Source organism: Actinoplanes lobatus, assembly GCF_014205215.1.
Taxonomy (GTDB): domain Bacteria; phylum Actinomycetota; class Actinomycetes; order Mycobacteriales; family Micromonosporaceae; genus Actinoplanes; species Actinoplanes lobatus.
In genome coordinates, this window is record NZ_JACHNC010000001.1 from 7,788,460 (window position 1) to 7,814,212 (window position 25,753).

Genomic DNA, 25,753 nt, shown 5'->3' on the forward strand with positions numbered 1-25,753 from the left:
ACAGTGACCGTCGATGTCCCGTCGTGGGCCGGCGAGGCCGCCGCCTCCCTGCCCTATCCCCTGCTCTTCGCCACCGTGAGCGGGGCGCACCTCTACGGTTTCGCGTCGGTCGACTCGGATCTCGACCTGCGGGGCGCGCACGTGCTGCCGCCGGACGAGGTGGTCGGCTTGCGAACAGGACCGGACACGCTCCAGGACGGCGGTGTCCGCGACGGCGTGGAGCTCGACGTGGTCAGCCACGATCTGCTGAAGTTCGCGCGGCTGCTCAACAGCCGGAACGGGTACGTGCTGGAGCAGCTGCTGTCGCCGCTCGTGGTGCTCACCTCAGGAGTGCACGCCGAGCTGAAAGCCCTGGCCCCAGGCATGATCACCAGCAATCACGCGCACCACTACCTGGGGTTCGCGGCCACCCAGGAGCGGCTCTACCACAAGAGCGGGCATCTCAAGCCGGCGCTCTACACGCTGCGGGTGCTGCTCACCGGCATCCATCTGATGCGCACCGGCGAGTTGGAGACCGATCTGGGCATTCTCGGTCAGCGGCTGGCCTACGTGCCGGAGCTGATCGCGGCGAAGCGCGAGGCCGAACACGGACCCCTCCCGGCCACCGCGGCGGCCCATCTCGCCGCGGACGTCCCGGCGCTGCGCGCCGAGCTGGAGGAGGCGAGAGACCAGAGCAAACTTCCGGGGTACGCGGACGCGAGCGCCGTGGCGGCCCTGCACGATCTCGTGGTGCGCACCCGGCTCACTCAGTCCTCCAGCGGCTGCCCCTAGGGTTGCCGGGCCAAGGTCCGGCTGGAAGGATTTCGGGCATGGAGTACCGGAATGTCGGGGGCAGCGGGCTTCGGGTCAGCGAGCTGTGCCTCGGGACGATGACCTTCGGCAACGAATCGGACGAGCCCACCTCGCACGCCATCCTGGACCGTTACGTGGAGGCGGGCGGCAACTTCGTCGACACCGCCGACGTGTACGCGGGCGGCGCCTCCGAGGAGATCGTCGGCCGCTGGCTGGCGACCCGGCAGCGGGATTCCCTGGTGGTGGCGACCAAGGCGTTCTGGTTCACCGGTGACGGCCCCAACGACAACGGCGCGGGCCGCAAGCACCTGATCGCGGCGGTGCACGCCAGCCTGCGCCGGCTGCGGACCGACTACATCGACCTGTACCAGCTGCACTGCTTCGACGAGACGACCCCGATCGAGGAGACCCTGTCGACGCTGGACCAGCTGGTGCGCTCCGGGCTGGTGCGGCATCTCGGCGTCAGCAACTACGCGGCCTGGCAGTTGCAGAGGTCGGTGGACGTGGCCCGGTTCCGCGGGTGGGAGCCGTTCGTGGCCGCGCAGCCGCTCTACAACCTGATCGACCGGGACATCGAGACCGAGCTGGTGCCGGTCTGCCGCAACGAGGGCGTCGGGATCATCCCGTGGTCGCCGATGCGGGGCGGCTGGCTGACCGGCAAGTACCGGCGCGGCATGACGGCGGCGCCGGCCGGCACCCGGTGGGAGGGCGACAAGCAGCCCTGGCTCGGCAACTGGCAGGACAGCGTCGACGAGCGCGTCTGGCGGGTCACCGACGCCCTGATCGCGGTGGCCGAGGAGTCCGGGCACACGCCCGCGCGGGTGGCGCTGCGGTGGCTGCTGCAACGGCCCGGGGTGACCGCCCCGATCGTCGGCGCCCGCACCGTCGAGCAGCTCGGCGACAACCTGGGCGCGACCGGCTGGGCGCTGGACGACAAGCAGCTGGAGCGGCTGACCGCCGCCGGTGATCAGCCGCTGCCGTACCCGCACGGCTACCTGGCCGGATCCCCGCGGCGGCGCTCGTGAAGGTGATCACCACCCGGGACTGGGACGCGGGCGCCGGCAAGGAGCGCCGGCACGAGGGTGTCCAGTTCTCCGCGCTGGACCTGTGCGAGACCGACGTGGAGGGCGTCGAGTTCTCCGAGTGCGTCTTCCGCGACGCCCGGTTCAACTGCTCCCAGCACACCGATGTCGCGTTCCTGAACTGCCGGTTCGTGAACTGCAACTTCTTCGACGCGACGTTCACCAACTGCAAGGCGGTGGGCAGCTCCTTCGAGGGGTGCGCGTTCGACCTGACCACGGTCGACGGCGGGGACTGGTCGTTCATCACGCTGCCCCGGGCCGATCTGGGCAGCGCCACCTTCACCGGCGTCCGGATGCGGGAGGCCGACCTGACCGGGATCCGCTGCCGCAACGGCACGATGCGCGGGTTGGACCTGTCCGCGGCGACCTTGACCGGCGGCGATTTCACCGGCTGCGACCTGCGCGGGACCGACCTGCACGCGTTCGATCCGCGGGCGCTGGAGCTGCGGGACGCGGTGATCACGGCGGACCAGGCGGTGGTGATCGCGATGACCCTGGGCCTGCAGATTCGCGACTAGGTTAGGCTGCCAATCGACCACTGTCGATTTATGTGCCCAATTTGGGAGCGCTCCCGGAATGAGATTACTCGCCGCAGCCATGTTGATCACCGCCACCGTCGCCGTACCCGCCCCGGCCGTCGCCACCCCGGCCTGCCCCGGCTACGTCGGCCTCACCTTCGACGACGGCCCCACCCCCGGCAACACCGCCGCCCTGCTCGACGCCCTCCAACGCGCCGGGTTACGGGCCACCATGTTCAACACCGGACAGAACGTCGAGGCCAACCCCGAACTGGCCCGCGCCCAGGTCGCCGCCGGCATGTGGCTCGGCAACCACAGCTGGGACCACCCGTTCATGACCCAGCTCCCCGAAGCCGAACAGGCCGCCCAGATCTCCCGCACCCAGGACGCCATCCGCAAGGTCACCGGCGTGACGCCCACCCTGTTCCGGCCGCCCTACCTGGACACCAACGACGCACTGCGGGCCGTCGAACGCCGCTTCGGCCTCACCGAGATCAACACCGACGTCGACTCCCGCGACTGGGACAACGCCTCGGTCGAACAGATCCTCGCCAGCGTCGACAAACTCTCCGACGGCGACGTCATCCTCATGCACGACTGGCCGCCGAACACGGTCGCCGCCATCCCCGCCATCGCCGCCTCACTGCGCGCCCGCGGCCTCTGCGCCGGCAAGATCTCCCCGGTCACCGGCCGGGCCGTCGCGCCCGGCACCCGGGCACTCACCCACGTGCACACCCCCGGCCGGATCGAGGACCGCGGCACCGACACCCGCTACACCTGGCCCGGCGTCTACTTCGAAGGCCGCTTCCGCGGCGACGCGATCGGCGTCGTCCTCGACGACGCGGTCAACGACTACGAGCTGCAAGTCGACGATCAGGCTCCGGTCACCCTGGTCACTCCGGGAAGAACAACCCATTGGGTACGCGGACTCGCGCGCGGCACACACACCGTACGCATCGCCAAACGCACCGAGAGCCCGTGGACGCCCGGCCAGTTCGGCGGCTTCGTGGCCGGACCCGGCGGCGCACTGCTCACCGAACCCGCCGCCCGCGGCCGCCAGATCGAGTTCATCGGCGACTCCTGGACCGCCGGCTACGGCAACTCCTCCGCCGGCCGCGACTGCTCCACCACCGGCGGCGTCGACCGCAACTCCAACGCCGACCAGGCGTTCGGCGCGCTGACCGCCCGTACCCTGCGCGCCGACTACCAGCTCAACGCCTGGTCCGGGATGGGAATGGTGCGCAACTACGACGGCTCCAACCCGGCCGTCGACTACCGCACCTACTACGACCGGGTCCTCCAGGCCGCCGACACCGCCGACTGGCAGCGGCCGCGCACGTGGAAACCGCAGGTCGTGGTGATCGGGCTCGGCATCAACGACTTCTCCACCGCCCTGCACGCGGGCGAACGCTGGGCCGACGAGGCCGCCCTGGCCGCCGACTACGAGGCCGCCTACCTGGGATTCCTCGACAAACTCCGGGACCGGTACGGGCCGCACACCCAGCTCGTGCTGACCTACCCGTCGATGTGGAACACCACCGCCCTGGCCACCTCGGTCGAGAAGATCGTCGCCCAGCGTACGGCCGCCGGCGACCGCCGGATCAGCGCACTGCACTACGACAACGACGCGCTCGGGCTCGACCTGCTCGGCTGCGACTGGCACCCGTCCGCCCACGACCACCGCCAGCTGGCCGGCGCGCTCACCGCCCACCTGAGGAGCCTGCCGATCAGGTGGTGAGATCCGCCAGGCTGTCGACCCTCACCGCCCACCCGCGCAGATCGCCGATCAGGTGGTGGGATCCGGCAGGCTGTCGAGCACGATCCGCAGCGCGCCCGCTGCGTCGGTCTCGTCATGCGTCCGGCCGTCCCGGGTGTGAACCCGGAAACGGCCGGACGTGCCCACCGGCTCCACCACCGGCCCGTTCCGTCCGACATGAAGATGGAAGTGGCTGGTCGAGGGCTCCAGCGCACGTAGCTCCGGAACGTGGAAGGCCAGTTCGACGAACGGGGCCAGCCGGTCCGCCACCGGGTCCGCCACGTGGTTCCCGTAGAGCCACAGCCACCGCGTCTCTCCACGGTCGCCGCGCTCACGGGCCTCGGCGAGCGCCACCGACCCGAGGAAAGGCCAGGCCGCGGCGATCGGGCCGGGCCGTTCCCCGGACAGCCACCGGTCCGCCGCCGCGGTAGCGGCCGCCAGATCCGGCGCGTAGCCCTGCAACCGGGTTGCCGGACCGTCCCTGAGCGCCAGGTAGAGCGGGCGCCGCCGCATGGAATCCCTCGCCAGATCCGCGCTCCGGTCGCCGTCGGCCACCGTGGCATGCCGAGGCGGGTTGGCGACGTCCCGCTCACGAACCAGCCGCGGGATCCCGGCCCGATCGAATTCGGCCTGCCAAGCTTCTCTCGCCGTCATCACCGGTCCAGAGTGCCACCGATCCACGGCGCCGGATGTCAGTCGAGGGCCGGCAGGGTGGACGGTCCGTTGTCGACGAGCGCGTAGGTGGTGGACAGTGGCGCGTCGCCGAGTTCCTGGGCGATCACCCCGTACCGGCCGGAGAGCTGGAGGAACGCGTCACCGTTGCTGATCGAGTAGATCGGCCGGCCCTCGCCGTCCTTCCTACCCACCGGCTCGACGGTGAACAGCTGACCGGCCCGGCTCGTGTCACAGGCGGCGGCCACCACGGTCAGCGGGTTGCTCCCGTTGCTCTTGATCCCCAGACAGGACGGCTCGCCGCCGGCGTCCGCCTTGGCCGTCTTGATCAGGTACTTCCCGTTGTGCGGGGTGAACACGAACAGGCTGTGCTCCGCCTCGCCGTCCGTGGTGGTGAGTTTGCCCTTCTCCAGCACGACGATCGACTCGGTGGTCTCGATCGGCTTGATCACGACCTGCCGCCTGCCCGCCAGAATCGGGTCACCGCCCGCGGTGGCGCCGGTGCTGTCACCCGCCGCGGTGGCGGACGGCTCGGCGTCGGCGGCCGCCGGCGCGGAGGCCGGCACCGGAGTGGCCGACGCCGGGGCGGCCGCCTGCGTGGCGGGCTGCCCGGCCGGCTCCGAGCTGCTCGAACAGGCTTGCTGGGTCAGAGCCAGGGTCGCGACGACGGCGACCGCGGAGATGTTCCGGCGAAGCAAGGCGTTCCCCCTCGTTGATCGGACGCTTCCGATCCTGGTGCACCCCGGTTTCCGGCGAATCCCTGTTTCGTGCCGTCCGGGGATCGATCAGGACACCCCTCGAAGTTCCTGTTCGGCGGGTCCCGCAGGGAGGATCAGGAGACAGGTTCCTGTTCGGCGGGTCCCGCAGGGAGGATCAGGAGACAGGTTCCTGTTCGGCGGGTCCCGCAGGGAGGATCACGAGACAGCCCCGAGAAGCAGCACCGAGCCGACGCCGAGCGCCACCATCGCCCACACGACGCCCGTCTCGGTGGGCGAGCCGGTGCGGAAACGCGCCCAGTGCGGCGCGCCGACCGGGGTCCACCGGCAACCCCGGATGCGCAGCGGCCACCACAGCGGAACCGCCGAGAACGTCAGCGCGTCACCGAGCGCGTGGGCCAGCCAGCCCCAGGCGACGGCGAGGCCCACCCACCAGACGGCGGCCCCGGCCGGGATCAACGCCGCCGCCAGGGCCGCGCCCACGCCTCCGACCAGCACCGCGCCGACGGCCGCCGTGAACCGGGGCGCGAACCGCCGGAACCGGCCCGGCAGAATCATGTCCCCCACCCTGGCCCGGGTCCGCGGCGACAGAGCGGAGTGCGCGGCCAGCCACACCGAGACCCCGATGATCCACAGTACGGCGGTCCGGCCCGCCCAGAGGCTCACCCCGGCGGCGACCAGGCCGGCGACGACCGCGCCGAGCGCCGTGTGGGTCACGGCCCGGTGCCCACCGCGCGGCCGGCCGGTCGAGCAGTGCCGACACGACGCGGTACGCAACGCGGCCGCCGCCCGGGACACCCCGCCGGCCAGCAGCCGGGTCGGATACCCCACCGAATGGGCGATCGTGGACTTCGGATGGTCGACATCCGGGGCCAGTGCCATCCCGGTGGCCACGGCGGCGCCGAACACCACGGCCGCCGGCGCGGGCGCCGCACCGGCCGCGGTCAGGACCGCGCACCCGGCCAGCCAGCCCACTCCCCCGGACAGCGCATGCGACCGGCCCATCATGGTCCCAGCATCGCCGGGCACCGCAAGCCGGATTGACTTCGGCCCGTAGTGGGCATGTCACGGGAGGACCACCCGAACCAAACCCATGGGAAGGCAGTCATGACCACCTACGACAGCACTGTCGGTGCCCGAGACGACATCGCCGCCCCTGAGCGGACGACCGGCTCGCGGGTCAAGCAGGCCGGACAGGTGGTGCGCAACCGCCCCGGCATCGCCTCGGCCGCCGTCCTCGCACTCGCCGCCGTCACCGCCACCGGCGTGATCGGCGGCCGCAAGGTCGCCCAGGCCCGCCGCCCGCGCAGCCGCTGGCAGCGCCTGCTCGACCGTGTCCGCTGACGCAACCCTCACCGAGAACGTGCCCGGTCTGCCCCGCAGCACCGGGCACGTTCATGATCCCCAACCCCACCCAGCCCTTCCGCGGCCCGCCCGCCGCGGTAGCGCCGCCGTAGCGCCGCTCCCGCCGGGCCCGACCTTGGACGTTTCCCCACCCCATCCGGTAGCCAGCCACCCAAGATCGCCCACCGCCCCGCGCCCACCAACCCGCGCAGCGCGACCTTGGACGTTTCCCCACCCCATCCGGTAGCCAGCCACCCAAGATCGCCCACCGCCCCGCGCCCACCAACCCGCGCAGCCCGACCTTGGACGTTTCCCCACCCCATCCGGTAGCCAGCCACCCAACATCGCCCAGCGCGACTCGGCCGGGACGGCCGAACCGGCGGGCGCGCGGCGACCCGCAGTCGCGGTGAGGCTGGTCGAACCGGCGGGACGGGACGGACTGCGGTTGGGGCGACGTCACGCGTACCGATGAGGGTTGTCGGCGCGGAGGTTGCCGGGCGTGCTGCGGCGGGTGCCGCCGGACCGTACCGGGGATGAGGCCGCGCTGGTGCTCGCTACCGCAACCACCTGGATGAGCCGCCGCACCCTGCCTAGAGCATCCTAGGAATCTAGGTGGTTGCTGCCTGACCGGTGTGTCGGTTTAGGCTGATGGCATGTCCGTGAGTACCGCTCCCGTCACGCACCTCGCCCGGCCCCACCGGCCGGTCGTCGTCGCCGGGACGCTCGGTGAGCTGCGCGGGCCGATCTCCGGCCTGGTGGAGCTGCCGCTGCGCCTGTGGTGGCAGCCGCAGCGGGCCTTCGACCTCGGCGTGCACACCATGCTGCTGTGGATGTATGAGAACGTGCTGCGCGAGGCGATCCGGGTCGACGAGCTGCGGTCGTACCTCGACGGGCCGACCCTGGCCCGGCTGTGGCCGGAGCTGAACCTGCCCCGGGGCGTGCGCACGGCCTGGGAGGCCCGGCACCCCCGTCTGCGGGTCCTCGCCGGCGCCTGAGCGGTCAGCTCGTTGCCTCGACCGCGGCTTTCCATGCTTCCGGAGTCCGGTAGTGGTTGCGGTTGGCGTCGGACAGGACCATGCGCAGCGGCGCCAGGTGCTCGGTGTCGGCGGGTAGGTCGAGCCGGCTCAGTAACGTGAGCGCCTCGCCCGGGTCGATGTCGCCGTAGTAATCGCGGTAGCAGCGGACCAGCGCCTCAAGGAGGGCGGGCGCGAGGGTGGGCACCGCGACGGCCGCCTCGTACACGTCTCGTTTGTCCTTCCACGGCACCAAACCCGAGAGGCGCAGCACGCGGTCGGCCCGCAGACGCAGGGGCCCGGCGGTGAGATCGCCGCCCCCGCGCACGTCGGCGCCGAGCACCTCGGCGAAGACGGAACCGCTGATGGTCCAGGTCTCGAACCACTCGACCCACAGCGAGTAGAGCAGCTGCGACGGCACCTCGGGCGCTTCCAGCCTGCTCCGCACTCCGGTCCAGAACGCCTCGGCCGCCGCCGGGTCGGTTTCCGGGGACGTGTACCAGGGGCTCAGGTAGAAGGCGATTTCCTGGGTGACCCAGAACTCGTCGATCAGGTCCAGGAGGCCGAGGGCGATCCGCACCCGCTCGGGCGGGGACAGCTCCTCGTCGCCCAGGATGGCCTCGGTCCAGTTGTGGGCCAGGAAATCGGTGCCCACGTTCGTACCATCGTCGTCTTGCCATCGACCGCCGCCGAGCGGGAGCACACCCGCTGAGCTCAGCCATCGCAGCGCGTCGTTCGCATCGGACATGGGCGCAGTGTGCCAATCTGTCGGCGTGCATGTCGACGACTTTTACCGCGACGTCGCCCGGATCGCGCTGGCCGTCGCCGACAAGCACGGCTTCGTTCTCGGCGGCGGGGTGGCGTGGCTGGTGAACGGGCTGGTCGCGCGGCCGACCGAGGACATCGACCTGTTCACCGACACGGCCGGTGGGGTGCTGGCGGCGGCCGGTGAGGTGACGTCGGCGCTGACCGCGGCCGGGTACCGGGTGGTCCGCGAGGAGGCCGACGAGCTGTTCGCCGGGATGGACGCCGACATCCAGGAGTTCCTGGTCGCCGGGGAGGACCGGGCGCTGCGGCTCACCCTGTGCCGGCTGGACCGGCACCGCGCCCCGGTGGTGATGGACGTCGGCCCGGTCATGCACCTCGACGACCTGGTGGCCACGAAGGTCGCGGCCCTGGTCAACCGGCGGGAGGTGCGCGACTACATCGATGTGGCGGCCGCGCTGGAACGCTATCCGCTGGACCGTGTCCTGGAGCTGGCGCACGCCGCCGATCCGGCCCTGGATCCGCAGGACATCGCCGATGCCGGGCGCTATCTGGACCGGCTGGACGACGCCCGGTTCGCCCTCTACGGCCTGGACCGTGACGCCATCACCGCCCTGCGCGAACGCCTGGCAGGATGGCCCCGATGATCTCCGGAATCCTGGTGCCCGGCCACGGCTACACCGTCGAGGGGTCGCTGTTCGACCTTGCCGACGCCATCCTGACCGCCCGCGGCGACGAGGTCGTGCCGGTGAGGTGGACCCCTCCGGACGGGCTGTTCCAGGTCGGCCCGGAGCCGTTCGTCCGGGTCCATGTGGCGGCCGCCCTGCACCACGCGACCGCCCGGCCGGTCCTGATCGCCAAGTCCCTGGGGACCCACGCGGCCGCGCTCGCCGCCGAGCGTGCGCTCCCCGCCGTCTGGCTCACACCCATCCTGACCGATCCGGCGGTGGTCGCCGCGATCGCCGCCAACCCGGCCCCGGCCCTGATCGTCGGCGGCACCGCCGACCGGTTGTGGCTGCCCGAGGCGGTCCGCGCCACCGGCAAGCCGTTCCTGGAGATCTCCGACGGGGACCACAGCCTGCGCGTTCCGGGGCCGGTGCGGGCGTACACCGACGTGCTCGGCACGGTCGGCACGGCCGTCGAGGAATTCCTGGCAGCGCTGTGAACGGCGGGATCTACCGCTGGAGGGACCGCTTCAGCGTGTAGACGATGTTGCCGAATCCCCAATAGGCGGACCCGTGCGCCGGCGTCTCGGCCGCCACGACCTCCCAGCCGCGGCGGCCCGCCTGATTGAGCGCAGCGACCGGATTCTCGGCCGTCATCGGTTTCTCGCCGTCGTCACCCAGCCAGTGGATGGTGCGCCCGTTCTTCACGATGATCGCCGCGTACTCCCAGACCGCCATCCGGCGAGGTTACCGGTGTGGCGGCGAAGGCGCGGGCGAGGATCTGGTCGATGACGTCGTTCTTGGACAGGGTGTAGCCGTCCGGGTCGGCGGCCAGCCGGCGTTTGGTGACGGCGTACAGGTCGCGGTCGGACGGGTGGGTGCGCAGCCAGTCGCGCAGCAGGCGGTGGCGGATCGGCTCGGGGGCGCCGGGTGGCCACACGTGCAGGTGGACGTCCTCGGCCGCGCTGATCAGCATGCGGTGGCCGTGCCACCAGGGTTCGCGCAGCAGCAGACGATAGCCGGCCCGTTCCAGGTCCGGCACGTAGGCGCTCTCGTCGCCGGTGCCGGACAGCAGCAGGTCGATGTCGATGATCGGCTTGGCGGCCAGGCCGGGCACCGAGGTGGAGCCGACGTGGTCGATGCTCAGGATCCGGTCGCCGAGGGCCTGCCGGATCCCGTCCCGGGCAGCCGTGTAGCGGTCCGCCCAGGACGGGTCGTGGTCCTCGATGACGACGGTCTGCCACCGCCCTGGTGGTTCGCCGATCAGGGCGGTGGCGGTCTGTTCCGGGGTGCCGTGAAAGCGCTCGGTGATCTCGCGCGGGTACTCGGCCATCTCAACCTCCGTCGATAGCAAAGTCCGCCAGAATACGACTACTCCTCGGGATCCCAGGCGAGGAGGAGGTCGAACACGCCGGCGTCGCCGTCGACTTTCAGGTCGGTCACCGGGATCCGGCCGTAGAGGGCCAGCACCAGCTCGGAGGCGGTCGCCCGCAGGGAGGCGCCGGCCGGGGCCTCGTCCGGCTCGGCGACCCGGACGCCGTCGGCGGTCAGGGTGAGCCGCCAGGTGCGGCCCTCGGTGGCCTGGTAGTCGACCGCGACCGGCTGGTACGGCCACCGGTACGGCCCGGCACAGCAGGTGGCCAGGAACTCGTCGACCCCGTCGAGCGCCACCTCGCCCGGCAGCGGCTCCGCGGCGCCGGCGGTGACCTGCGCGTCGTACGTGTGCACCGCCACCTCCTGGAGCTGGTGCCGGGCGACCGCCCCGGCCGTCTGCGGTGACGCGGACACGTCCCACCACGTCCAGCAGCCGTGGTCCGGGCCGGCCTCCCGCAGCGCGTCCGCGAGGATGCGCTGCGAGTCGGCCAGCCAGGACAGCAGGGCCTCGCGCTCGCCGGGCGCCTCGCTCGCCCAGACCGAGGCGTCCGGTGGGGTGTCGGCGGGCCCGGCGGCGACGGTGGCGGCCCAGCGGCGGCGCCCCTCCCCCACGTGCCGGGCCAGGTCGAGCAGCGCCCACTCGGGACAGGTCGGCACCGGGGCGCCGAGGTCGGGAGCGGCGGTGATGGCGGCCCGGAACGCCTCCGTGCGCTCGTCGAGGAGGCGGATCAGGTCGGGGAACTCAAGGATCTGTGACACGGCGAGTTTTCTACCATGACCCGTCTTTCGGCGCGCCTCATATAAGGGCACGGCGGTGGCCGACGGCGGCCGCGGCGAGCAGGAGCAGCCAGGGTGCGGCGGTGACCGCGAGGCCGTACGCGATGGTCCCGTCGCCGACGACCGCACCGACCGCGACCGCGGTGACGTGGGTGAGGAAGTTGCACAACGCGAGCGCCGCCACCGCGAGCGGGACCCGCGGGTCGATGAACGACCAGGCCAGACCGGCGACGACCAGTACGAGCATGGCCTGCTGCTGGATGAAAAAGCTGGTCCACAGCACCGTGCCGGCCCCGGTCGGCAGGATCACGATCGCGAACGGCAGAAGAGCCATCCAGAGGTACGGGCTGGAGCGTTCCCGCCGCGGGCTGAGGTTGACGGCCAGCACCAGCAGCGCGGCGACCGGCGCGGCCCAGAACCCGTCGTTGAGGTAGGAGCCGCTGCGTTCCAGCGCGACGAGCGCGGGGGCGACGGCGAGCACCGTGGCCACGGCCGACAGCCGGTACGCGCCCCGGGCCAGGGCGAACAGCGCCGTCACGTGCAGCACGAGGGCGGCCAGGCCGGCTACCGCGTACTGGGCGATGCCGAGCGGGGTGCCGACGATCGCGGGCACGTCCAGCGGCAGGGCGGTGAGCACGTCGACCGCGGTGGCGTAGAGCAGCACGGCGAGGGCGGCGAGGCGGATCGGCGAGCGGTCCAGACCGTACCCGGCCCGGGCCCGCAGCGCGCCGATGACCAGGGCGGACGTCTCCCGCAGGGTGGGCGCCTGGCCGGATTGCAGCAGGGTGTCGAGGATCTCGTCGCGGGGCGAGCGGGCCGGGTAGAGGCGGACCAGGCGGGCGTAGCGGCGTTCGACGCGGTTCATGCGGGGCGCACCACCGAACGGGTCAGGGGCACGATGCGGGCGGCTTCCGCGTACACCCGGGCTTGTTCTTGAAGGGCTGTCCGGCCGTGCGGGGTCAGCTCGTAGGACCGGCGGGCCCGCCCGTTGACGATTTCCTCGCTGGCCACCCGGATGTGGCCGGCGGTGGTGAGCCGGTCGAGTGCGGTGTAGAGGGTGCCGGTGGCGAGGCGGACGCGCTCCCCGGACAGTTCGGACACCCGTTGGATGATCGCGTACCCGTGCAGCGGCCCGTGTTGCAGGGCGGCGAGGGTGAAGTACGTGGTCTCACGCATGCACCAGACTATACGTAGTTACACGACATATGACGAGACCCGGAATCAGACGGCGATGGCGGGAAGGGGCACCGGGACACGCTCACCGCTGTAGCCCTGCCAGGCCTGTGCCAGCGCAAGGACCGCGGCGGTGATGTCGGCGGGTGAAGCCACGAAAGGCAGTCGCAGCCGGTCGTGGCTGCCGCCGGTGGGGTCGAGCTGACCACCGGGCAGGACGGCGACCCCGTGGCGGAGCGCGGCCTGGGCGTAGGCGGCGGCGTCACCGTACGGGAGGCGTACCCAGAGGGTCTGACCGCCGGAGGCGGCTTCGAACGTCCACGACGGAAGCCGTTCCCGCAGCTCGGCGCAGAGATGGTCGTGACGCCGGCGCAGCGAGAGGGCGCGGGCCGCGGCCAGCGCGGTCAGGTCGCCGACCAAGTGGGACGCGGCCAGCTGATCCAGCACCCCGCTGCCCAGGTCGTGGACCGCCTTGAGCCGCGCCAGCCGGTTGATCAGCGGCGCCGGGGCGTGGACCCAGCCGACCCGCAGCCCACCCCAGACCACCTTGCTCAGCGAACCGACGACGATCACGCCTTTCATCACCGAAAGGGGACCGTCGAAGGCCAGTTCGGCGAGGACGTCGTCGACGACCAGCGGCACGTCCTCCCGCAGCGCCGCGGCGACGATCTCGCGACGTCGGGGCTCAGCGAGGTGCCGGCCGGTCGGGTTGTGGCAGGCGGCGATCAGATAGCCGAACGCGGGCCGCAGTGCCAGAGCGGCCGCGAAACCCGAACCGTCGGCCGGGACCGGGACGGCCACGGCGGCGTGCTCCCGCAAGACCTCCAACATTCCGGGGTACGTGGGAGCCTGCACCACGACCTCATCGCCGGGCGCCGTCAGTGCCCGGGTGAGCAGTGACAACGCCTGCTGCCCGCCGGTGGTCACCAGGAACTCGCCAGGGCTCGCGCCGTACCGGCCGGCCAGCGCCCGGCGCAGCCGCGGATGCCCGGCGGGGTGGTAGCCCAGCCCGTCCCCCACGTCGTCGAGCGCACGGCGGTAGGCGGCCCGGAGGGCGGCCGGCGGGGTGAGCGGCCCGGCGCAGGCGAACTGGGTGACGTGGTCCGGCTGGTCGAGCAGGTGCAGGAAGACCGGGCTGGTGGTGGGCTCGGCGGTGGACGCCTGCGCGGGCGCGGCCCCGGCGACCCAGGTGCCACTGCCCTGCCGCCGGAGCAGCCGGCCCTCGTCGCGCAGCAGGTCGTAGGCGGCGACCACGGTGGTGCGGCCCGCCGACAGCGCGACGGCCAGCGCCCGGTCGGTGGGCAGGCCGGTGCCGGGCGGCAGTTCGCCGTCGTCGATCAGGGCCCGCAGCCGGGCGGCGAGCAGCAGGTAGAGCGGGCCGCGGCCGGCGGACCAGCGTCCGAGGCGGGCGGCCAGCTCGGTGGCCGGGATTGGACTCATCAGCAAACCAATGTATCGGTATTGGCTCTGGCCCGGGCACCCGGCCTGCGCACAGGATCGGGGCATGCATCCGGAGACCCGCCTCGTCCACGTTCACGCACCGGTTCCGGCCAGCACCCCGCTGTCGGTGCCGCTCTATCAGACGTCGTCGTTCGCGTTCGACGATCCCGGCCCGCTCGCCGACGGCCTCCACCGGCCGGACGGCTCCTATGTCTACTCCCGGTTCGCCAACCCGACCGTACGGGCCCTGGAGCAGACCGTGGCCGACCTGGAGGGCGGGGTGGCCGCGATCGCCACCGGCTCCGGGATGGGCGCGATCTCGACGGTGCTGCACGGGCTGCTGCGCACCGGCGACCACGTGATCGCCCAGCACTCCCTCTACGGCGGCACGCTCGCCACACTGCGTGACCTGTCCGACCGGTTCGGCATCGACGTCACCTACGTGACCGGGCACGACCCCGAGGAGGTCCGGGAGGCGATCACCCCGCGTACCCGGATCCTGTATCTGGAGACCGTCGCCAACCCGACCGGCCACGTCAGCGACCTGCCGAACCTGGCGCCGGTCGCCCGGGCCGCCGGGATCACCACGATCGTCGACAACACGTTCGCCACCCCGCTGCTGTGCCGGCCGATCGAGCACGGCGCCGACATCGTGATCCACTCGGTGACCAAGTTCCTGGGCGGCCACAGTGACGTGACCGGCGGCATCGCGGTCTTCGCCGACGACGAGCGGTACCGGACGGTGTGGGGGCACGGTGTCGAGTTCGGCTCGGTGGCCGACCCGTTCGCCGCCTGGCTGACCATCCGCGGCCTGGCGACGCTCGCCCTGCGGATGGCCCGGCACGAGGAGAACGTGACCCGTATCGCCGGGTTCCTCGCCGGGCATCCGGCGGTCGAGCGGGTGCTGTGGACCGGCGATCCCGGCCATCCGAGCCACGCGATCGCCCGGACCTTCGTGCGCGGCTTCGCCGCACCCTTCTGCTTCGACCTCGCCGGCGGCTACGACGCGGGGTTGCGCTTCCAGCAGGGGGTACGGCTGGTGCGCCTCGCACCCTCACTCGGCGGCACCCAGACGCTCGTCCTGCATCCGGCCAGCAGCTCCCACCGGCAGCTCGACGAGAAGCAGCTGCGGGCGGCGTCGATCAGCCCCGGCACGATCCGGATCGCCGTCGGCATCGAGCACCCGGACGACCTGATCGCCGACCTGGACCGGGCCCTCAGCGGATCCTGACCGTCCCGCCGATCCGGGTGGTGCGGCCGTCGGTGCTGGCCAGGACGGTGGACGGGCGGCCCAGGGCGTCACCCTGACGGACCTGGACGGTGTCGCCGCGGCCGGTGGCGTACAGGTGGGCGGCCAGGCAGCCGGAGCTGTTGGCGTTGGCGACGTCCTCGTCGACGCCGATCGCCGGGGCGAACATGCGGGCGGTCACCGACCGGTCCGGCCCGAACGCCCAGACGAAGCAGCCGAGCAGCTCCCGCTCGCGGCAGGCCGCCGCCAGCCGGGCGGAGTCCGGGGTCACCGCCATCACGGCTTCCGCGTCCGGCACCTCGACCAGCAGGCGCGGGGTGCCGGGCGACGCCACCGACAGCCCGATCACGGCCGGCGCGCCGAGGGCGGCCAGCACCCCGGCCGCCGCATCCGGGGCCGACAACGACACGGCGCCCTGGTCGTACCACACCTCGATGCCGTCCGGCCGCCACGCCGCGTCGGCCACGTGCGGCCGGTCGCCGGTCCGGTGCCGCAGCCGCTGCTCCGGCAGGCCGCTGCGGGACAGCAGCACGGCGTGCGCCGCCAGGATCCCGTGGCCGCAGTTGCGCAGCTCACCCGTACCGGTGAAGAAGCGCAGGTGCGGCACGGAGAGGAACGCGCCGTGCGAGGCCCCGCTCTCCCGGACGATCGCGCATCGGTCCTCGTCGCGCAGCGACGGATCATCGTCGACCACGACGGTCGGGCTGCCACCCGTGCCGTCGCGGGTGCAGGCGTCCACCATGGTTCGCATCCCTGAACGATATCGATCCGCCCCTCGTTTGCACCTAGTGCAACGATGCACCTAGTGTAGTCAACGTGACGACCGTGCCCATCGATCGCCGGGCCGCGCTGAAGGCACGCCACCGCCGCGCGATCCTCGACGCCGCCGACTCCCTGATCGGTGAGGGCGTCCGGTTCAGCGTCGACCAGCTGGCCGAACGCGCCGACGTCTCCCGGCGCACGATCTTCAACCACTTCTCGTCGATCGACGACGTGGTCACCACCGTGTGCACCGAGATGCTGGGCGTGGCGATCGGCCGGTTCCGCGACACGGTCACGTCCGGGGAGCGGGCGTCGATGTTCGACGACGTCGCCGGGGCGCTGCGCGACACCGACGTGCCGGGCGTCATCGCCTACCTGTGGCGGGCCCTCGGCGGATTCGCGCCCGGCGACCCCCGTGCCAACCAGATCTTCCTGGCCACCTTCATGCGGGCCTCCGAGGAGATGGCCCGCGAACTGGCCCACCGCTACCCCGACATGGACCCGATCGACGCGGCCATCCTGGTCAGCTCACTGATGAACGGCACCGTCGTGATCGCCACCCACTGGATCGCCACCACCTCCGCCGCGACCGACGGCGAATCCCGCGATCTCTGGCGTGACCTGCTCGAACGGCTCATCGCAACCGTCCGCACCGGCTATTAGAAGGAACAGAACACAGTGGCCGAGCTCCTCTACCGGCTGGGCAGGTTCTCCGCCCGGCGTGCCGGGATCGTCCTGGCGTCCTGGCTCGTGATCCTGGGGATCGCGGTGACCGGCTACTTCGTGGCCGGCGGCGCCCTCTCCCCGATGGTCGACATCCCGGGCACCCCGACACAGAAGGTGAGCGACCGGCTCGCCGAACGGCTGCCGGCCGTCAGCGGCGGCAGCGGGCGCCTGGTCTTCCACACCACGGACGGCTCGGCGCTCACCGAGGAGCAGCGGGCCGTGATCAGCGCGCTGCTGACATCGACCGCCGAGCTGGACGGCGTCCGGTCCACGACCGACCCGTTCGCCATCGCCCAGCAGATCGCCGACCGGCGGAAACAGGTCGCCGACGGGGTGCGGCAGATCGACGCCGGCCGGCAGCTGCTCGACGAGGGTCAGGGCCGGCTGAACGCGGCGAAGGGCGTCAAGCTGGACCCGGCCACCCAGGCCCAGGTCGACCAGCAGCAGGCCCTGCTCACCGGCAAGCGCGCCCAACTGGAGGCGGAGAGCGCCAAGCTGGACCGCGGCCGCAAACTGCTGGCCATGTCGGCGCCGATCCGCACGGTCACGGCCGACGGCTCGACCGCGGTGGCGCAGGTGCTGTTCGAGAAGCCGCAGCTGGACGTCACACCCGAGGTCAAGAAGGGCGTCATCGAGCACGTCGGCGGCAACGCCCCGTTCGGGGTCGAGGTGGAGTTCTCCAACGAGATCACTCAGGAGGTGCCGCAGATCCTCGGTGTCGGCGAGGTGGCCGGCCTGGTGATCGCCGCGATCACGCTGCTGGTCATGCTGCGTACGCTGGTCGGCGCCGCCCTGCCCATCCTGTCCGCGCTGACCGGCGTCGGCATCGGCGTGACCGCGGCCCTGTCGCTGTCCGGTGTGGTGGAGATGCTGTCGATCACGCCGGTCCTCGGCGTGATGCTGGGCCTCGCGGTCGGCATCGACTACTCGCTGTTCATCCTGAACCGGCACCGCCGCCAGCTGCTCGCCGGTGTGGACTTCCACGAGTCGATCGGCCTGGCCAACGGCACGTCCGGCAACGCGGTCGTGTTCGCCGGCGCCACCGTGCTGGTCGCCCTGCTGGCGCTGAACGTGACCGGCATCCCGTTCCTCGGCCTGATGGGCACGGTCGGCGCGATCTGCGTGGCGGTCGCCGTCCTGCTCGCCGTCACCCTCACACCCGCGCTGCTGTCGCTGATCGGCCGCCGCGTCCTCAACCGTAGGGCCCACGCGCAGGCCGCGTTCGACAACAAGCCGATGAGCACCAGCCGGGCGGTCCTGACCGTGGTGGGCCTGACCGCCGCGCTGGTGGCGGTCGCGATCCCGGCGCTGTCGATGCGGCTGGGCCTGCCGGACGGCTCGTCGGAGGCCAGGGAGTCCACCCAGTACCAGGCCTACCACCTGACCGAGGAGCGCTTCGGCGCCGGCGTGAACGGCCCGATCCTGGTGGTCGCCGACCTTCCGGCCCCGCTGACCGGCGACGCCCAGCAGGCCGAGCAGGTCCGCATCGGCACGCTGCTGCTGGCGCAGAACAACGTCACCGCGGTCGCCCCGATCGGCGCGTCCGCCGACAACACCACGCTCGCCTTCCAGGTGATCCCGGACGGCGGCCCGAACAGCTCGTCCACCGAACAGCTGGTCCGCGACCTGCGCGGCCTGTCGCCGATCTCCGGTGACGTGACGTTCGGCGTGGCCGGCACCGCGAGCGGCAACATCGACATCTCGGAGAAGCTCGGCACGGCGCTGCCCGGCTACCTGGGCCTGGTCGTCGGCCTCTCCCTGATCATCATGATCTTCGTGTTCCGGTCGATCCTGGTCCCGCTGACCGCGACGCTCGGCTTCATCCTGTCGCTGTTCGCCACGTTCGGCGGCGTCACCGCGATCTTCCAGTGGGGCTGGCTCGGCGCGATCTTCGGCGTCCACGACCCCGGACCGGTGCTGAGCTTCCTGCCGACCATCCTGATCGGCATCCTGTTCGGCCTGGCCATGGACTACCAGCTGTTCCTGGTCTCCGGCATGCGCGAGGCGTTCGCCCACGGCGCTCCGGCCCGGGTCGCGGTCCGGCAGGGCGTCCACGCCGGCCGCACAGTCGTCACCGCGGCCGCGATCATCATGATCAGCGTCTTCGGCGGCTTCATCTTCTCCAACACGGCGATCATCCGGTCGCTCGGCTTCGGCCTGGCCTTCGGCGTACTGGTCGACGCCTTCCTGGTCCGCATGCTCCTGATCCCGGCGATCATGCACCTGCTGGGCGACTCCGCCTGGTGGATCCCCCGCTGGCTGGACCGCATCCTGCCCGACGTGGACGTCGAGGGCGCGGCCCTGGAACGCTCCCACCCGGTCGTCCACCACGCGGAGCCGACGGCGCCGTCCGAGGAGCCGGCGCTTCGCTGACCCGGCTGCCCACTCGCCCCGCTGCCGCCTCACCGGGCAGCGGGGCGTCCTTCTTTCCCAACCCCGTTTCTTGTACGACAGAGCCGCGATCGACTGCCACGTGCTCCTTTGCCGCGCCCGCCGGGCTGAGATCGGTGGTCACCGGCGGTGAAGCCCTGAGCGGCGTCGGAAACGTGACATACGCGAAACGGGATTCGCGCCTCTTCCTAGGTGACGCCGGCACGGGGCCGGCGCGGGACGAGAAGAGACGAACATGGATCCCAATCGAATCTGCGCGGCCAAGGATTGCGGCCAGGAGGCCACGAAGGCCATCACGCCGCAGTCCGGTCCAGCCATCCCGCTTTGCGTCACGCACAGCGGGCAGCAGGTGCGCTGCCAAGGTTGCCAGAGGTGCATCGAGGTCGTGGGGGTGCAGGTGCGCCCGCACCAGCGGTACACCTATTCCGGCCACAAGGTCTGCACCGACTGCCAGAGGAGCAGCACGCTGAGCTGCCGCGCGTGCCTGACGCCGGTGGGAAAGCCCGGCGCAGACGGCCTGTTCCCCGCCACGGCGACGTGGAGGGGCGGCACCGGCCTCGCGGTGGGCTACCGCTGCGCCTACTGCGACAGTGCGGACATCCCGACGCTGGAGGAGGCCAAGCCGTTGATCGACGAGGCTGTGCTGTGGTTCGGGACCTGGCTCGGCGGGCTCAACTTCACCTGGCCCGACCTGACCGGCCGGATCATCTACGACGTGGTCACCGACGACGTCCTCGCCACGCGCGGCAATGACAGCGGCAACGTTCAGGGGCTCACCCTGACCAAGCAGGTCGGCAAACAACCGAAGCAGTACGAGGTGCTCGTGATCGTCGGCGTCCGCCGGATCACCTTCATGGAGGTGCTGCTTCACGAGCTGGCGCACGTCTGGACGAACGACAAGGACTACAACGACAGCCCCTACGTCGAGGGCTTCTGCAACCTCGTGGCGTACAAGTACCTGGAAGACCTGAACCGCAACGGGCAGACGCCGGAGATCCGGGCCGAGGCGGGCGAACGGATCGTCCTGCTGAAGACCGATGCAAGCCCGATCTACGGTGGCAACTTCAATGCGTTCCGGCAGATGGCCGAGAACTCGCCGAACATCGTCGGGCGGTATCTCGAGACGGTGAAGCCCAAGAAATGACGACCCCGTACGGCGAAGGGCGAGTGGGCAGCTCAGCCCGGCGGGCGCGCCGCCGGGCCGGGCCATGCGGGATCGGTGGTCACCCCGGCCGAGCCGATGTCCCTGGGCTGGGACGCTGAGCGCCACGCCCGGGCCCGGGTTCCGTAAGTCGGAAACGTGACATACGTGAAACGGGATACGCGTGTCTTCTTGAGGTGACGCCGGCAGGGGGCCGGCACGGGACGAGGAGAGACACGCATGAATCCTCAGATTCGGACCTGCGCGAGCAAGGGTTGCGGCCAGCAGGCGACGAAGTCCATCGACCGGCCGTCCGGTGGAGCCGTCCTGCTCTGCGCCACACACGCCCAGCAGACCGTGGCCTGCCCAGGCTGCCGGACGTTCGTCGAGGTCGCGGGGGTGGAGGTGCGCCCGAACCAGCGGTACACCTATTCCGGCCTCCAGGTCTGCAACGACTGCCGGAGGAGCAGCACGCTGAGGTGCGGCGCGTGCCTGACGCCGGTGGGACAGCCCACCGACCTGTTCCACGGCACGGTCCCGTGGGAGGGCAGCAACAAGGGCGTTGTGGCGGGCTACCGCTGCTCGTACTGCGGCACCGACGACATCCAGAACCTGGCGCAGGCCAATCCGCTGATCGGCGAGGCGGTGCAATGGTTCCAGACCTGGCTCAGCGGGCTGGGGTTCCCCTTCCCCGATCTGACCGGCCGGATCATCTACAAGGTGGCCGCCGATGACGCCCTCGCCGCGCACGGCAGCGACAACGGCAACGTTCAGGGGCTCACCCTGACACAGTCCGCGGGCAGCAAGCCGAAGCAGTACACCGTGTACGTGATCGTCGGCGTCCGCAAGATCACCTTCATGGAGGTGCTGCTTCACGAACTGGCGCACGTCTGGACGAACGACAAGGACTACAACAACAGCGACTTCATCGAGGGCTTCTGCAACCTCGTGGCGTACACGTACCTGGAGGAGCTGAGCCGCATCGGGGCAACGCCGGAGATCCGGGCCGAGGCGAGCGAGCGGATCGCACTGCTGAAGGCCGATGCAAGCCCGATCTACGGCAGCAACTTCAACGCGTTCCGGATGATGGCCGGGAACTCGCCGAACATCGTCCGGCGGTATCTCGACACGGTGAAGCCCAAGAGCTGACGACCCCGCACGGCGAAGGGCGAGTGGGCAGCTCAGCCCGGCGGGCGCGCCGCCGGGCCGGGCCATCCGGGAGCTCGCGGGTCGCCACGGCGCTGGCCGGCGAGGTGCGGCGGGCGCGGGCGGCGACCGCGGTGGCGGCGGCTGGGCGGTGCGTGTCGCGCTACCCTTGACGACATGCAGTCAGTTGCCTGCATAATGCAGGTCATGGACCTGGTGTTCAAAGCGCTCGCCGATCCGACGCGGCGCCGGCTGCTGGACAGCCTCCGGGCGGAGGACGGTCAGACCCTCGGGCGGCTGTGCTCGCGGCTGGAGATGACCCGGCAGTCGGTGACGCAGCATCTCGAGGTGCTGCGCGAGGCGAACCTGATCAGTGTCGTCCGGCGCGGCCGGGAGCGATGGCACTACCTGAACCCGGTTCCCATTCACGACTTGCAGCAGCGATGGATCGCCCCGTTCGAGCAGCCCCGACTGGGTGCGCTCGACGCGATCCGGCGACAGGCGGAGGAGCCCCGGATGAAACCCGATTTCGTGTACGTGACCTACATCCACGCCACCCCGGAACGGGTGTGGGAGGCGCTGACCGATGCTGATCTGACCGGCGCCTACTGGGGGCACAGCAACGTGTCCGACTGGGAGCCCGGCTCGCCGTGGGAGCACCGGCGGGTCGACGGGTCGGGAGTGGCCGACGCCGGCGGTGTGGTGCTGGAGGTGGAGCCGCCGCGCCGCCTGGTGATGACGTTCGGGGAGGCGGGCGCGGCGGCCCGGCCGGACTCGTCGACGGTGACGTTCCTGGTGGAGCCGTACCACGACATCGTCCGGCTGACCGTCACCCACGTGAACCTGGCCACCGACGACGACCTGGCGGCCGTGTCGCTGGGCTGGCCGGCGGTCATGGCGAACCTGAAGTCGCTGCTGGAGACCGGCCGGGTGCTGCCGCAGGCGCCGTGGGAGGTGCCGGCGCATCTTTAGGGTCAGTCGCACAGATCCGTCTTGTCGCATGCTGGGCCTTTCCGGTGCACTCGCGGCATGACGTTTCTGCGTTCCACCATCGGCGCGGTGTGCGCCGCCGTCCTCGCCGCAACCCCGGCGATGGCCGCGCCGCCACCCGGCGAGCTGGAGCTTCTGTACCTCGGCGACCTCACCGGCCCGGCCAAGGTCGCCGACAGCAGCGGCAAGAACCTGCACGGGGACATTTCGACCGGTGGCGGCGGGACGATCACCGCGGTGGACGGCTTCCTGCGCTTCCCTGGCGGTAGCTGCACCGCCGCCCCGTGTCCGCAAGCGATCATCAAGCCGACCGATACGGTCACCCTCAGGCCGGGCGACGGACGTTTCGTGTACGCCGCGAACATCCGCCTCACCGAACCGCCGTCCTCCGCGGCCGGGATGAACGTCTTCCAGTTCGGCGCGGCGGGCGCCGGCGTCAGCCAGTGGAAGCTCCAGGTCGACAGCGGCCGCCCGTCCTGCCGCTGGTCGGACGGCACCGAGTTCGTGCTGCTGCCGGCCGATCTGACGTTGACGGTCGGGCGCTGGTACCGGGTGACCTGCTATCGGCTGTCGCCGGTGCTGTTCCAGATCCGGGTGAACGACCCGGTGACCGGCCGCCAGGTGGTGCCGCCCGCCCAGCAGACCGGCAAGCTGCGGGACATCCTGCCGAGCGGCGCCGTGGTGATCGGCGGCAAGCGGATCAACCCCGCGCAGAGCGACGTGGACACCGACCAGTTCCACGGCGACCTGGACGACATCGAGTTCGGCCGCCGCATCCTGCCCTCCGACGACTGATTCATCGGCCATGATGGATAGTCATGGCCGACCGTCTCTTCTCCGTGATCCGGGACCTGCGCCGCGCCCCTCGCCATCTCGACGAACGGCAGCGCACCCGGCTGGCCTCATTGGTCGCACATGCCCGGGCCCATTCGCCGTTCTACCGGTCCCTTTACGGTTCGCTGCCCGCCGAGCCGGAAGACGTGACAGTGCTACCGGTCACGTCCAAGGCCGAGTTGATGAGCCGGTACGACGAGTGGGCCACCGACCGGGACGTGACGCTGGCCGGGGTACGGGCGTTCGTCGACGACCCTTCCCTGGCCGGCGCTCTCTACCTGGACCGCTACCAGGTGGTGACGACGTCCGGCACGAGCGGCCACCGGGGGATCTTCGTGCAGGACGACCGCATGTACACGGTCCTCTCCGCGATCACGGTGGCCCGCGCCGCCGGGTCCTGGCTGTCCGCCCGCGACTATCTGTCGATGCTGCGGCGCGGCAACCGGGTGGCCGCCGTGTGGGCGACCGGTGGGCACTTCGCCGGGTACGCCACCGCCCAGCGCCTCATCCGGGAACGGCCGCTGCGCCGCCGCAGCATCCGCGTCATGTCGGTACACAGCCCACTCCCCGAGCTGGTGCGAGCGGTCGGGGAGTTCCGCCCCACGATCCTCAACGGCTACGCCAGTGCGATCTCCCTGCTGGCCCGCGAGCAGCGCGCCGGCCGTCTCGACATCCGGCCGATCCTGGTGATGACCTCGGCGGAGGGGCTGTCGCCGCACGAGCGGGACCTGATCCGGTCGACGTTCCGGGCCAAGGTCCGCGACCACTACGCCTGCTCGGAGTTCATGGGTCTGGCGCACGGCTGCGACCAGGACTGGCTGCACGTCAGCGCCGACTGGGCGATCCTGGAGCCGGTCGACGAGGAGTACCGGCCGGTGCCGGCGGGCGAGCCGTCCCACACCGTCCTGCTGACCAACCTCGCCAACCGGGTGCAGCCGATCATCCGGTACGACCTGGGCGACAGCCTCACCGTACGCCCGGACCCGTGCCCGTGCGGCAACCGGCTGCCCGCCGTCCGGGTCCAGGGCCGTGGCTCCGACATGCTGGTCTTCCCCGGTGCGGTGTCATTGCCGCCGCTCGCCGTCGGCACCTTGGTCGACCGGAGCCCGGGTGTCCGGATGTTCCAGGTCGTACAGGACGCCCCGAACCGGCTCACGATCCGGCTGCTGCTGGAGGACGGCGCCGACCCGGATGCGGTGTGGACCCGGGTGCACCAGGAACTGCGCACCCTGCTCGACGGCCACGGTCTCACCACCGTGACGGTCCGCCTGGACACGCGGCCGCCCACCCGCACCCCCGGTGGAAAGTTCCGGACCGTCTACTCGGAATTGCCCACCTGACCCCGCCGCCGGGCTCAGGTGCGCCGCGCCTGCCGGGCGACCTGATGCCAATACGATGCCTGGGCGCTGCTCTCCCGCAGGATTGCCTCGGGTTCGGGCGGCGCCGGCCACAACGCCAACAGGTAGCGATCGGGGCGTGGGTCGTCGTCGAAGGCGCTGTTCTGTTCGGCGCCCTCGTCCATGCCCTCGGCGCAGAACCGGGCCCGCAAGCTGTCCGCCCGGGGCAGCGTCAGGTGGACGAACTGCTCGAACGCGCACAGCGCGACCTCGGTGCCCGGCGGCTGGTAGGACACCTCCACCACGTCCTCCCACCATGGATCGACCGATGGCCGGCTGTCATGCCACTCCACCCGGAACGGAACACACCCGGTGTGCAGCCCGGTGATCATCGACAGGATGCCCGGCGCGGCCCCACCGAGGATGCCGTTGCGCTGCCCGGCCCGCGCGCTGATCAGCTCCGGCCAGTCCGACCCACCGATCAGCCAGAGGAACCGGTAGTGGACGCTGATCTCCCCATCGAACAGCACCACGGCGTCACTCACCCGTTGTTCCCTCCGAAGCTGCCCACCGCATGATCTAGCGGCCCGCGCCGTCGGTTGGCCGCTTCGCCTCCTGCTCGCGAATGAGGGCCTCGATCTCCTCCTCGGTCGGCTCCCGGAAGTATTCGAACGGCGCCACCGACACGCCCTCGACCACGCTCCGCTCATCGTCGTCGGACGCGGTCGGGTCGATGTCCTGGGCCGTCTGGGAACCCATCGAGAAGATCGCGAACCCGGGCGCGAAACTGAACCCGATGTCGAACGGCTCGGCGCGCAGCCCCCGCTCTGCCAGATCAGCGACCACATCGTCCATGAACCGGCCGGTCAACTGGATGCCCTCGAAGAACACCTCCTCGCCGCCGTCGCCGATCTCCACCAACTCGACCGTGTCGTCGGCCTGATAGGTGATCACCAGCATCGGATCGGTCTCATAGACGGCCCGGCTGCCGCGGCCCGGATGCACGGGTGGACCGATCCGGCCCTCCACCACCTCACGGGTCTCGCCCACTCTGACCAATGCCACGCCCTCACCCGGCAGAATCTCCATG

At 71.3% G+C, this 25,753-nt stretch carries 29 protein-coding genes; 16 read left to right on the forward strand and 13 right to left on the reverse strand.

What is annotated here, in order from left to right; all coding sequences use genetic code 11:
• Window positions 1-3: 3 nt before the first annotated feature.
• From BJ964_RS35760 to BJ964_RS35775, 4 genes are all read left to right on the forward strand, one after another.
• The gene (locus BJ964_RS35760) at window positions 4-771 is read left to right on the forward strand and encodes a nucleotidyltransferase domain-containing protein (RefSeq protein WP_188124768.1); all 768 of its coding nucleotides are present in this window, start codon (window positions 4-6) and stop codon (window positions 769-771) included.
• A 38-nt stretch (window positions 772-809) separates the two neighbouring features.
• The gene (locus BJ964_RS35765; protein WP_188124769.1) at window positions 810-1,817 is read left to right on the forward strand and encodes an aldo/keto reductase; all 1,008 of its coding nucleotides are present in this window, start codon (window positions 810-812) and stop codon (window positions 1,815-1,817) included.
• Window positions 1,814-2,392, forward strand: a complete 579-nt coding sequence (locus BJ964_RS35770; RefSeq protein ID WP_188124770.1) for a pentapeptide repeat-containing protein — start codon at window positions 1,814-1,816, stop codon at window positions 2,390-2,392. The genes BJ964_RS35765 and BJ964_RS35770 overlap by 4 nt, the downstream gene beginning before the upstream one ends.
• 79 nt (window positions 2,393-2,471) lie before the next feature.
• A complete protein-coding gene (locus BJ964_RS35775; RefSeq protein ID WP_229807248.1) occupies window positions 2,472-4,130 on the forward strand; it encodes a polysaccharide deacetylase family protein in 1,659 nt (552 codons plus the stop codon).
• A gap of 48 nt (window positions 4,131-4,178) precedes the next feature.
• Here the strand turns inward: BJ964_RS35775 and BJ964_RS35780 are convergent, their stop codons facing one another.
• The 3 genes from BJ964_RS35780 to BJ964_RS35790 all read right to left on the reverse strand — a co-directional run bounded on the left by BJ964_RS35780 (window position 4,179) and on the right by BJ964_RS35790 (window position 6,544).
• A complete protein-coding gene (locus BJ964_RS35780) occupies window positions 4,179-4,805 on the reverse strand; it encodes a DUF6193 family natural product biosynthesis protein (RefSeq protein WP_188124772.1) in 627 nt (208 codons plus the stop codon).
• A gap of 35 nt (window positions 4,806-4,840) precedes the next feature.
• A complete protein-coding gene (locus BJ964_RS35785) occupies window positions 4,841-5,518 on the reverse strand; it encodes a hypothetical protein (RefSeq protein ID WP_188124773.1) in 678 nt (225 codons plus the stop codon).
• Between the two features lie 216 nt (window positions 5,519-5,734).
• Window positions 5,735-6,544, reverse strand: coding sequence for a metal-dependent hydrolase (locus BJ964_RS35790; RefSeq protein WP_188124774.1), 810 nt, complete (start codon window positions 6,542-6,544; stop codon window positions 5,735-5,737).
• Between the two features lie 99 nt (window positions 6,545-6,643).
• On the opposite strand from BJ964_RS35790, the gene BJ964_RS35795 reads away from it, so the two are divergent.
• Both BJ964_RS35795 and BJ964_RS35800 read left to right on the forward strand, forming a co-directional pair.
• Window positions 6,644-6,880, forward strand: a complete 237-nt coding sequence (locus BJ964_RS35795) for a hypothetical protein (RefSeq protein WP_188124775.1) — start codon at window positions 6,644-6,646, stop codon at window positions 6,878-6,880.
• A gap of 653 nt (window positions 6,881-7,533) precedes the next feature.
• Entirely contained in the window at window positions 7,534-7,875 is a 342-nt protein-coding gene (locus BJ964_RS35800) for a hypothetical protein (protein ID WP_188124776.1), read from the forward strand.
• Window positions 7,876-7,879: 4 nt separating this feature from the next.
• Here BJ964_RS35800 and BJ964_RS35805 read toward each other — a convergent pair whose 3' ends face one another.
• Window positions 7,880-8,641 carry a hypothetical protein gene (locus tag BJ964_RS35805; protein WP_188124777.1) on the reverse strand — a complete coding sequence of 254 codons (762 nt, stop codon included), beginning with the start codon at window positions 8,639-8,641 and terminating at the stop codon, window positions 7,880-7,882.
• 25 nt (window positions 8,642-8,666) lie between these two features.
• On the opposite strand from BJ964_RS35805, the gene BJ964_RS35810 reads away from it, so the two are divergent.
• Window positions 8,667-9,305, forward strand: a complete 639-nt coding sequence (locus BJ964_RS35810; RefSeq protein WP_307838019.1) for a nucleotidyl transferase AbiEii/AbiGii toxin family protein — start codon at window positions 8,667-8,669, stop codon at window positions 9,303-9,305.
• On the forward strand, window positions 9,302-9,823 hold the full coding sequence (locus tag BJ964_RS35815; RefSeq protein ID WP_188124779.1) for an alpha/beta hydrolase: 522 nt from the start codon (window positions 9,302-9,304) through the stop codon (window positions 9,821-9,823). Before BJ964_RS35810 ends, BJ964_RS35815 begins: the two co-directional genes overlap by 4 nt.
• A 10-nt stretch (window positions 9,824-9,833) precedes the next feature.
• Here BJ964_RS35815 and BJ964_RS35820 read toward each other — a convergent pair whose 3' ends face one another.
• The 6 genes from BJ964_RS35820 to BJ964_RS35845 are packed head-to-tail and all read right to left on the reverse strand — an operon-like array spanning window position 9,834 to window position 14,087.
• A complete protein-coding gene (locus BJ964_RS35820) occupies window positions 9,834-10,061 on the reverse strand; it encodes a DUF4177 domain-containing protein (RefSeq protein WP_188124780.1) in 228 nt (75 codons plus the stop codon).
• Window positions 9,997-10,656 carry a GrpB family protein gene (locus BJ964_RS35825; RefSeq protein WP_188124781.1) on the reverse strand — a complete coding sequence of 220 codons (660 nt, stop codon included), beginning with the start codon at window positions 10,654-10,656 and terminating at the stop codon, window positions 9,997-9,999. The genes BJ964_RS35820 and BJ964_RS35825 overlap by 65 nt, the downstream gene beginning before the upstream one ends.
• A 38-nt stretch (window positions 10,657-10,694) precedes the next feature.
• Window positions 10,695-11,456: a maleylpyruvate isomerase family mycothiol-dependent enzyme gene (locus BJ964_RS35830; RefSeq protein ID WP_188124782.1), complete on the reverse strand. Its 762-nt coding sequence runs from the start codon at window positions 11,454-11,456 to the stop codon at window positions 10,695-10,697.
• 37 nt (window positions 11,457-11,493) lie between these two features.
• Complete coding sequence (locus tag BJ964_RS35835; protein WP_188124783.1) at window positions 11,494-12,339, reverse strand: hypothetical protein; 846 nt, start codon at window positions 12,337-12,339, stop codon at window positions 11,494-11,496.
• Window positions 12,336-12,650 (reverse strand): PadR family transcriptional regulator, encoded by a 315-nt coding sequence (locus BJ964_RS35840; protein WP_188124784.1) that lies wholly within the window; start codon window positions 12,648-12,650, stop codon window positions 12,336-12,338. Before BJ964_RS35840 ends, BJ964_RS35835 begins: the two co-directional genes overlap by 4 nt.
• Before the next feature lie 45 nt (window positions 12,651-12,695).
• Complete coding sequence (locus tag BJ964_RS35845; protein WP_188124785.1) at window positions 12,696-14,087, reverse strand: aminotransferase-like domain-containing protein; 1,392 nt, start codon at window positions 14,085-14,087, stop codon at window positions 12,696-12,698.
• A gap of 64 nt (window positions 14,088-14,151) precedes the next feature.
• On the opposite strand from BJ964_RS35845, the gene BJ964_RS35850 reads away from it, so the two are divergent.
• A complete protein-coding gene (locus BJ964_RS35850; RefSeq protein ID WP_188124786.1) occupies window positions 14,152-15,318 on the forward strand; it encodes a trans-sulfuration enzyme family protein in 1,167 nt (388 codons plus the stop codon).
• Here the strand turns inward: BJ964_RS35850 and BJ964_RS35855 are convergent.
• Window positions 15,305-16,087, reverse strand: a complete 783-nt coding sequence (locus BJ964_RS35855; RefSeq protein WP_188124787.1) for a PhzF family phenazine biosynthesis protein — start codon at window positions 16,085-16,087, stop codon at window positions 15,305-15,307. The two genes, BJ964_RS35850 and BJ964_RS35855, sit on opposite strands and share 14 nt — an antisense overlap.
• Window positions 16,088-16,152: 65 nt before the next feature.
• On the opposite strand from BJ964_RS35855, the gene BJ964_RS35860 reads away from it, so the two are divergent.
• The 7 genes from BJ964_RS35860 (at window position 16,153) to BJ964_RS35890 (ending at window position 24,666) form a co-directional block, all read left to right on the forward strand.
• Window positions 16,153-16,761: a TetR/AcrR family transcriptional regulator gene (locus tag BJ964_RS35860; protein ID WP_188124788.1), complete on the forward strand. Its 609-nt coding sequence runs from the start codon at window positions 16,153-16,155 to the stop codon at window positions 16,759-16,761.
• 15 nt (window positions 16,762-16,776) lie between these two features.
• The gene (locus BJ964_RS35865; RefSeq protein ID WP_188124789.1) at window positions 16,777-19,197 is read left to right on the forward strand and encodes an MMPL family transporter; all 2,421 of its coding nucleotides are present in this window, start codon (window positions 16,777-16,779) and stop codon (window positions 19,195-19,197) included.
• A gap of 253 nt (window positions 19,198-19,450) precedes the next feature.
• A complete protein-coding gene (locus tag BJ964_RS35870) occupies window positions 19,451-20,359 on the forward strand; it encodes a protein DA1 (protein ID WP_188124790.1) in 909 nt (302 codons plus the stop codon).
• Window positions 20,360-20,596: 237 nt separating this feature from the next.
• Window positions 20,597-21,505, forward strand: coding sequence for a hypothetical protein (locus BJ964_RS35875; protein ID WP_188124791.1), 909 nt, complete (start codon window positions 20,597-20,599; stop codon window positions 21,503-21,505).
• 204 nt (window positions 21,506-21,709) lie between these two features.
• Window positions 21,710-22,474, forward strand: coding sequence for an ArsR/SmtB family transcription factor (locus BJ964_RS35880; RefSeq protein ID WP_188124792.1), 765 nt, complete (start codon window positions 21,710-21,712; stop codon window positions 22,472-22,474).
• A 57-nt stretch (window positions 22,475-22,531) separates the two neighbouring features.
• Entirely contained in the window at window positions 22,532-23,287 is a 756-nt protein-coding gene (locus BJ964_RS35885; protein WP_188124793.1) for a hypothetical protein, read from the forward strand.
• Window positions 23,288-23,310: 23 nt separating this feature from the next.
• Window positions 23,311-24,666, forward strand: a complete 1,356-nt coding sequence (locus tag BJ964_RS35890) for a phenylacetate--CoA ligase family protein (protein ID WP_188124794.1) — start codon at window positions 23,311-23,313, stop codon at window positions 24,664-24,666.
• Between the two features lie 14 nt (window positions 24,667-24,680).
• Here BJ964_RS35890 and BJ964_RS35895 read toward each other — a convergent pair whose 3' ends face one another.
• Together BJ964_RS35895 and BJ964_RS35900 are read right to left on the reverse strand one after the other, a co-directional pair.
• A complete protein-coding gene (locus BJ964_RS35895; protein ID WP_188124795.1) occupies window positions 24,681-25,208 on the reverse strand; it encodes a hypothetical protein in 528 nt (175 codons plus the stop codon).
• A 34-nt stretch (window positions 25,209-25,242) separates the two neighbouring features.
• Complete coding sequence (locus BJ964_RS35900; protein WP_188124796.1) at window positions 25,243-25,752, reverse strand: hypothetical protein; 510 nt, start codon at window positions 25,750-25,752, stop codon at window positions 25,243-25,245.
• Between the last annotated feature and the right edge of the window lies 1 nt (window position 25,753).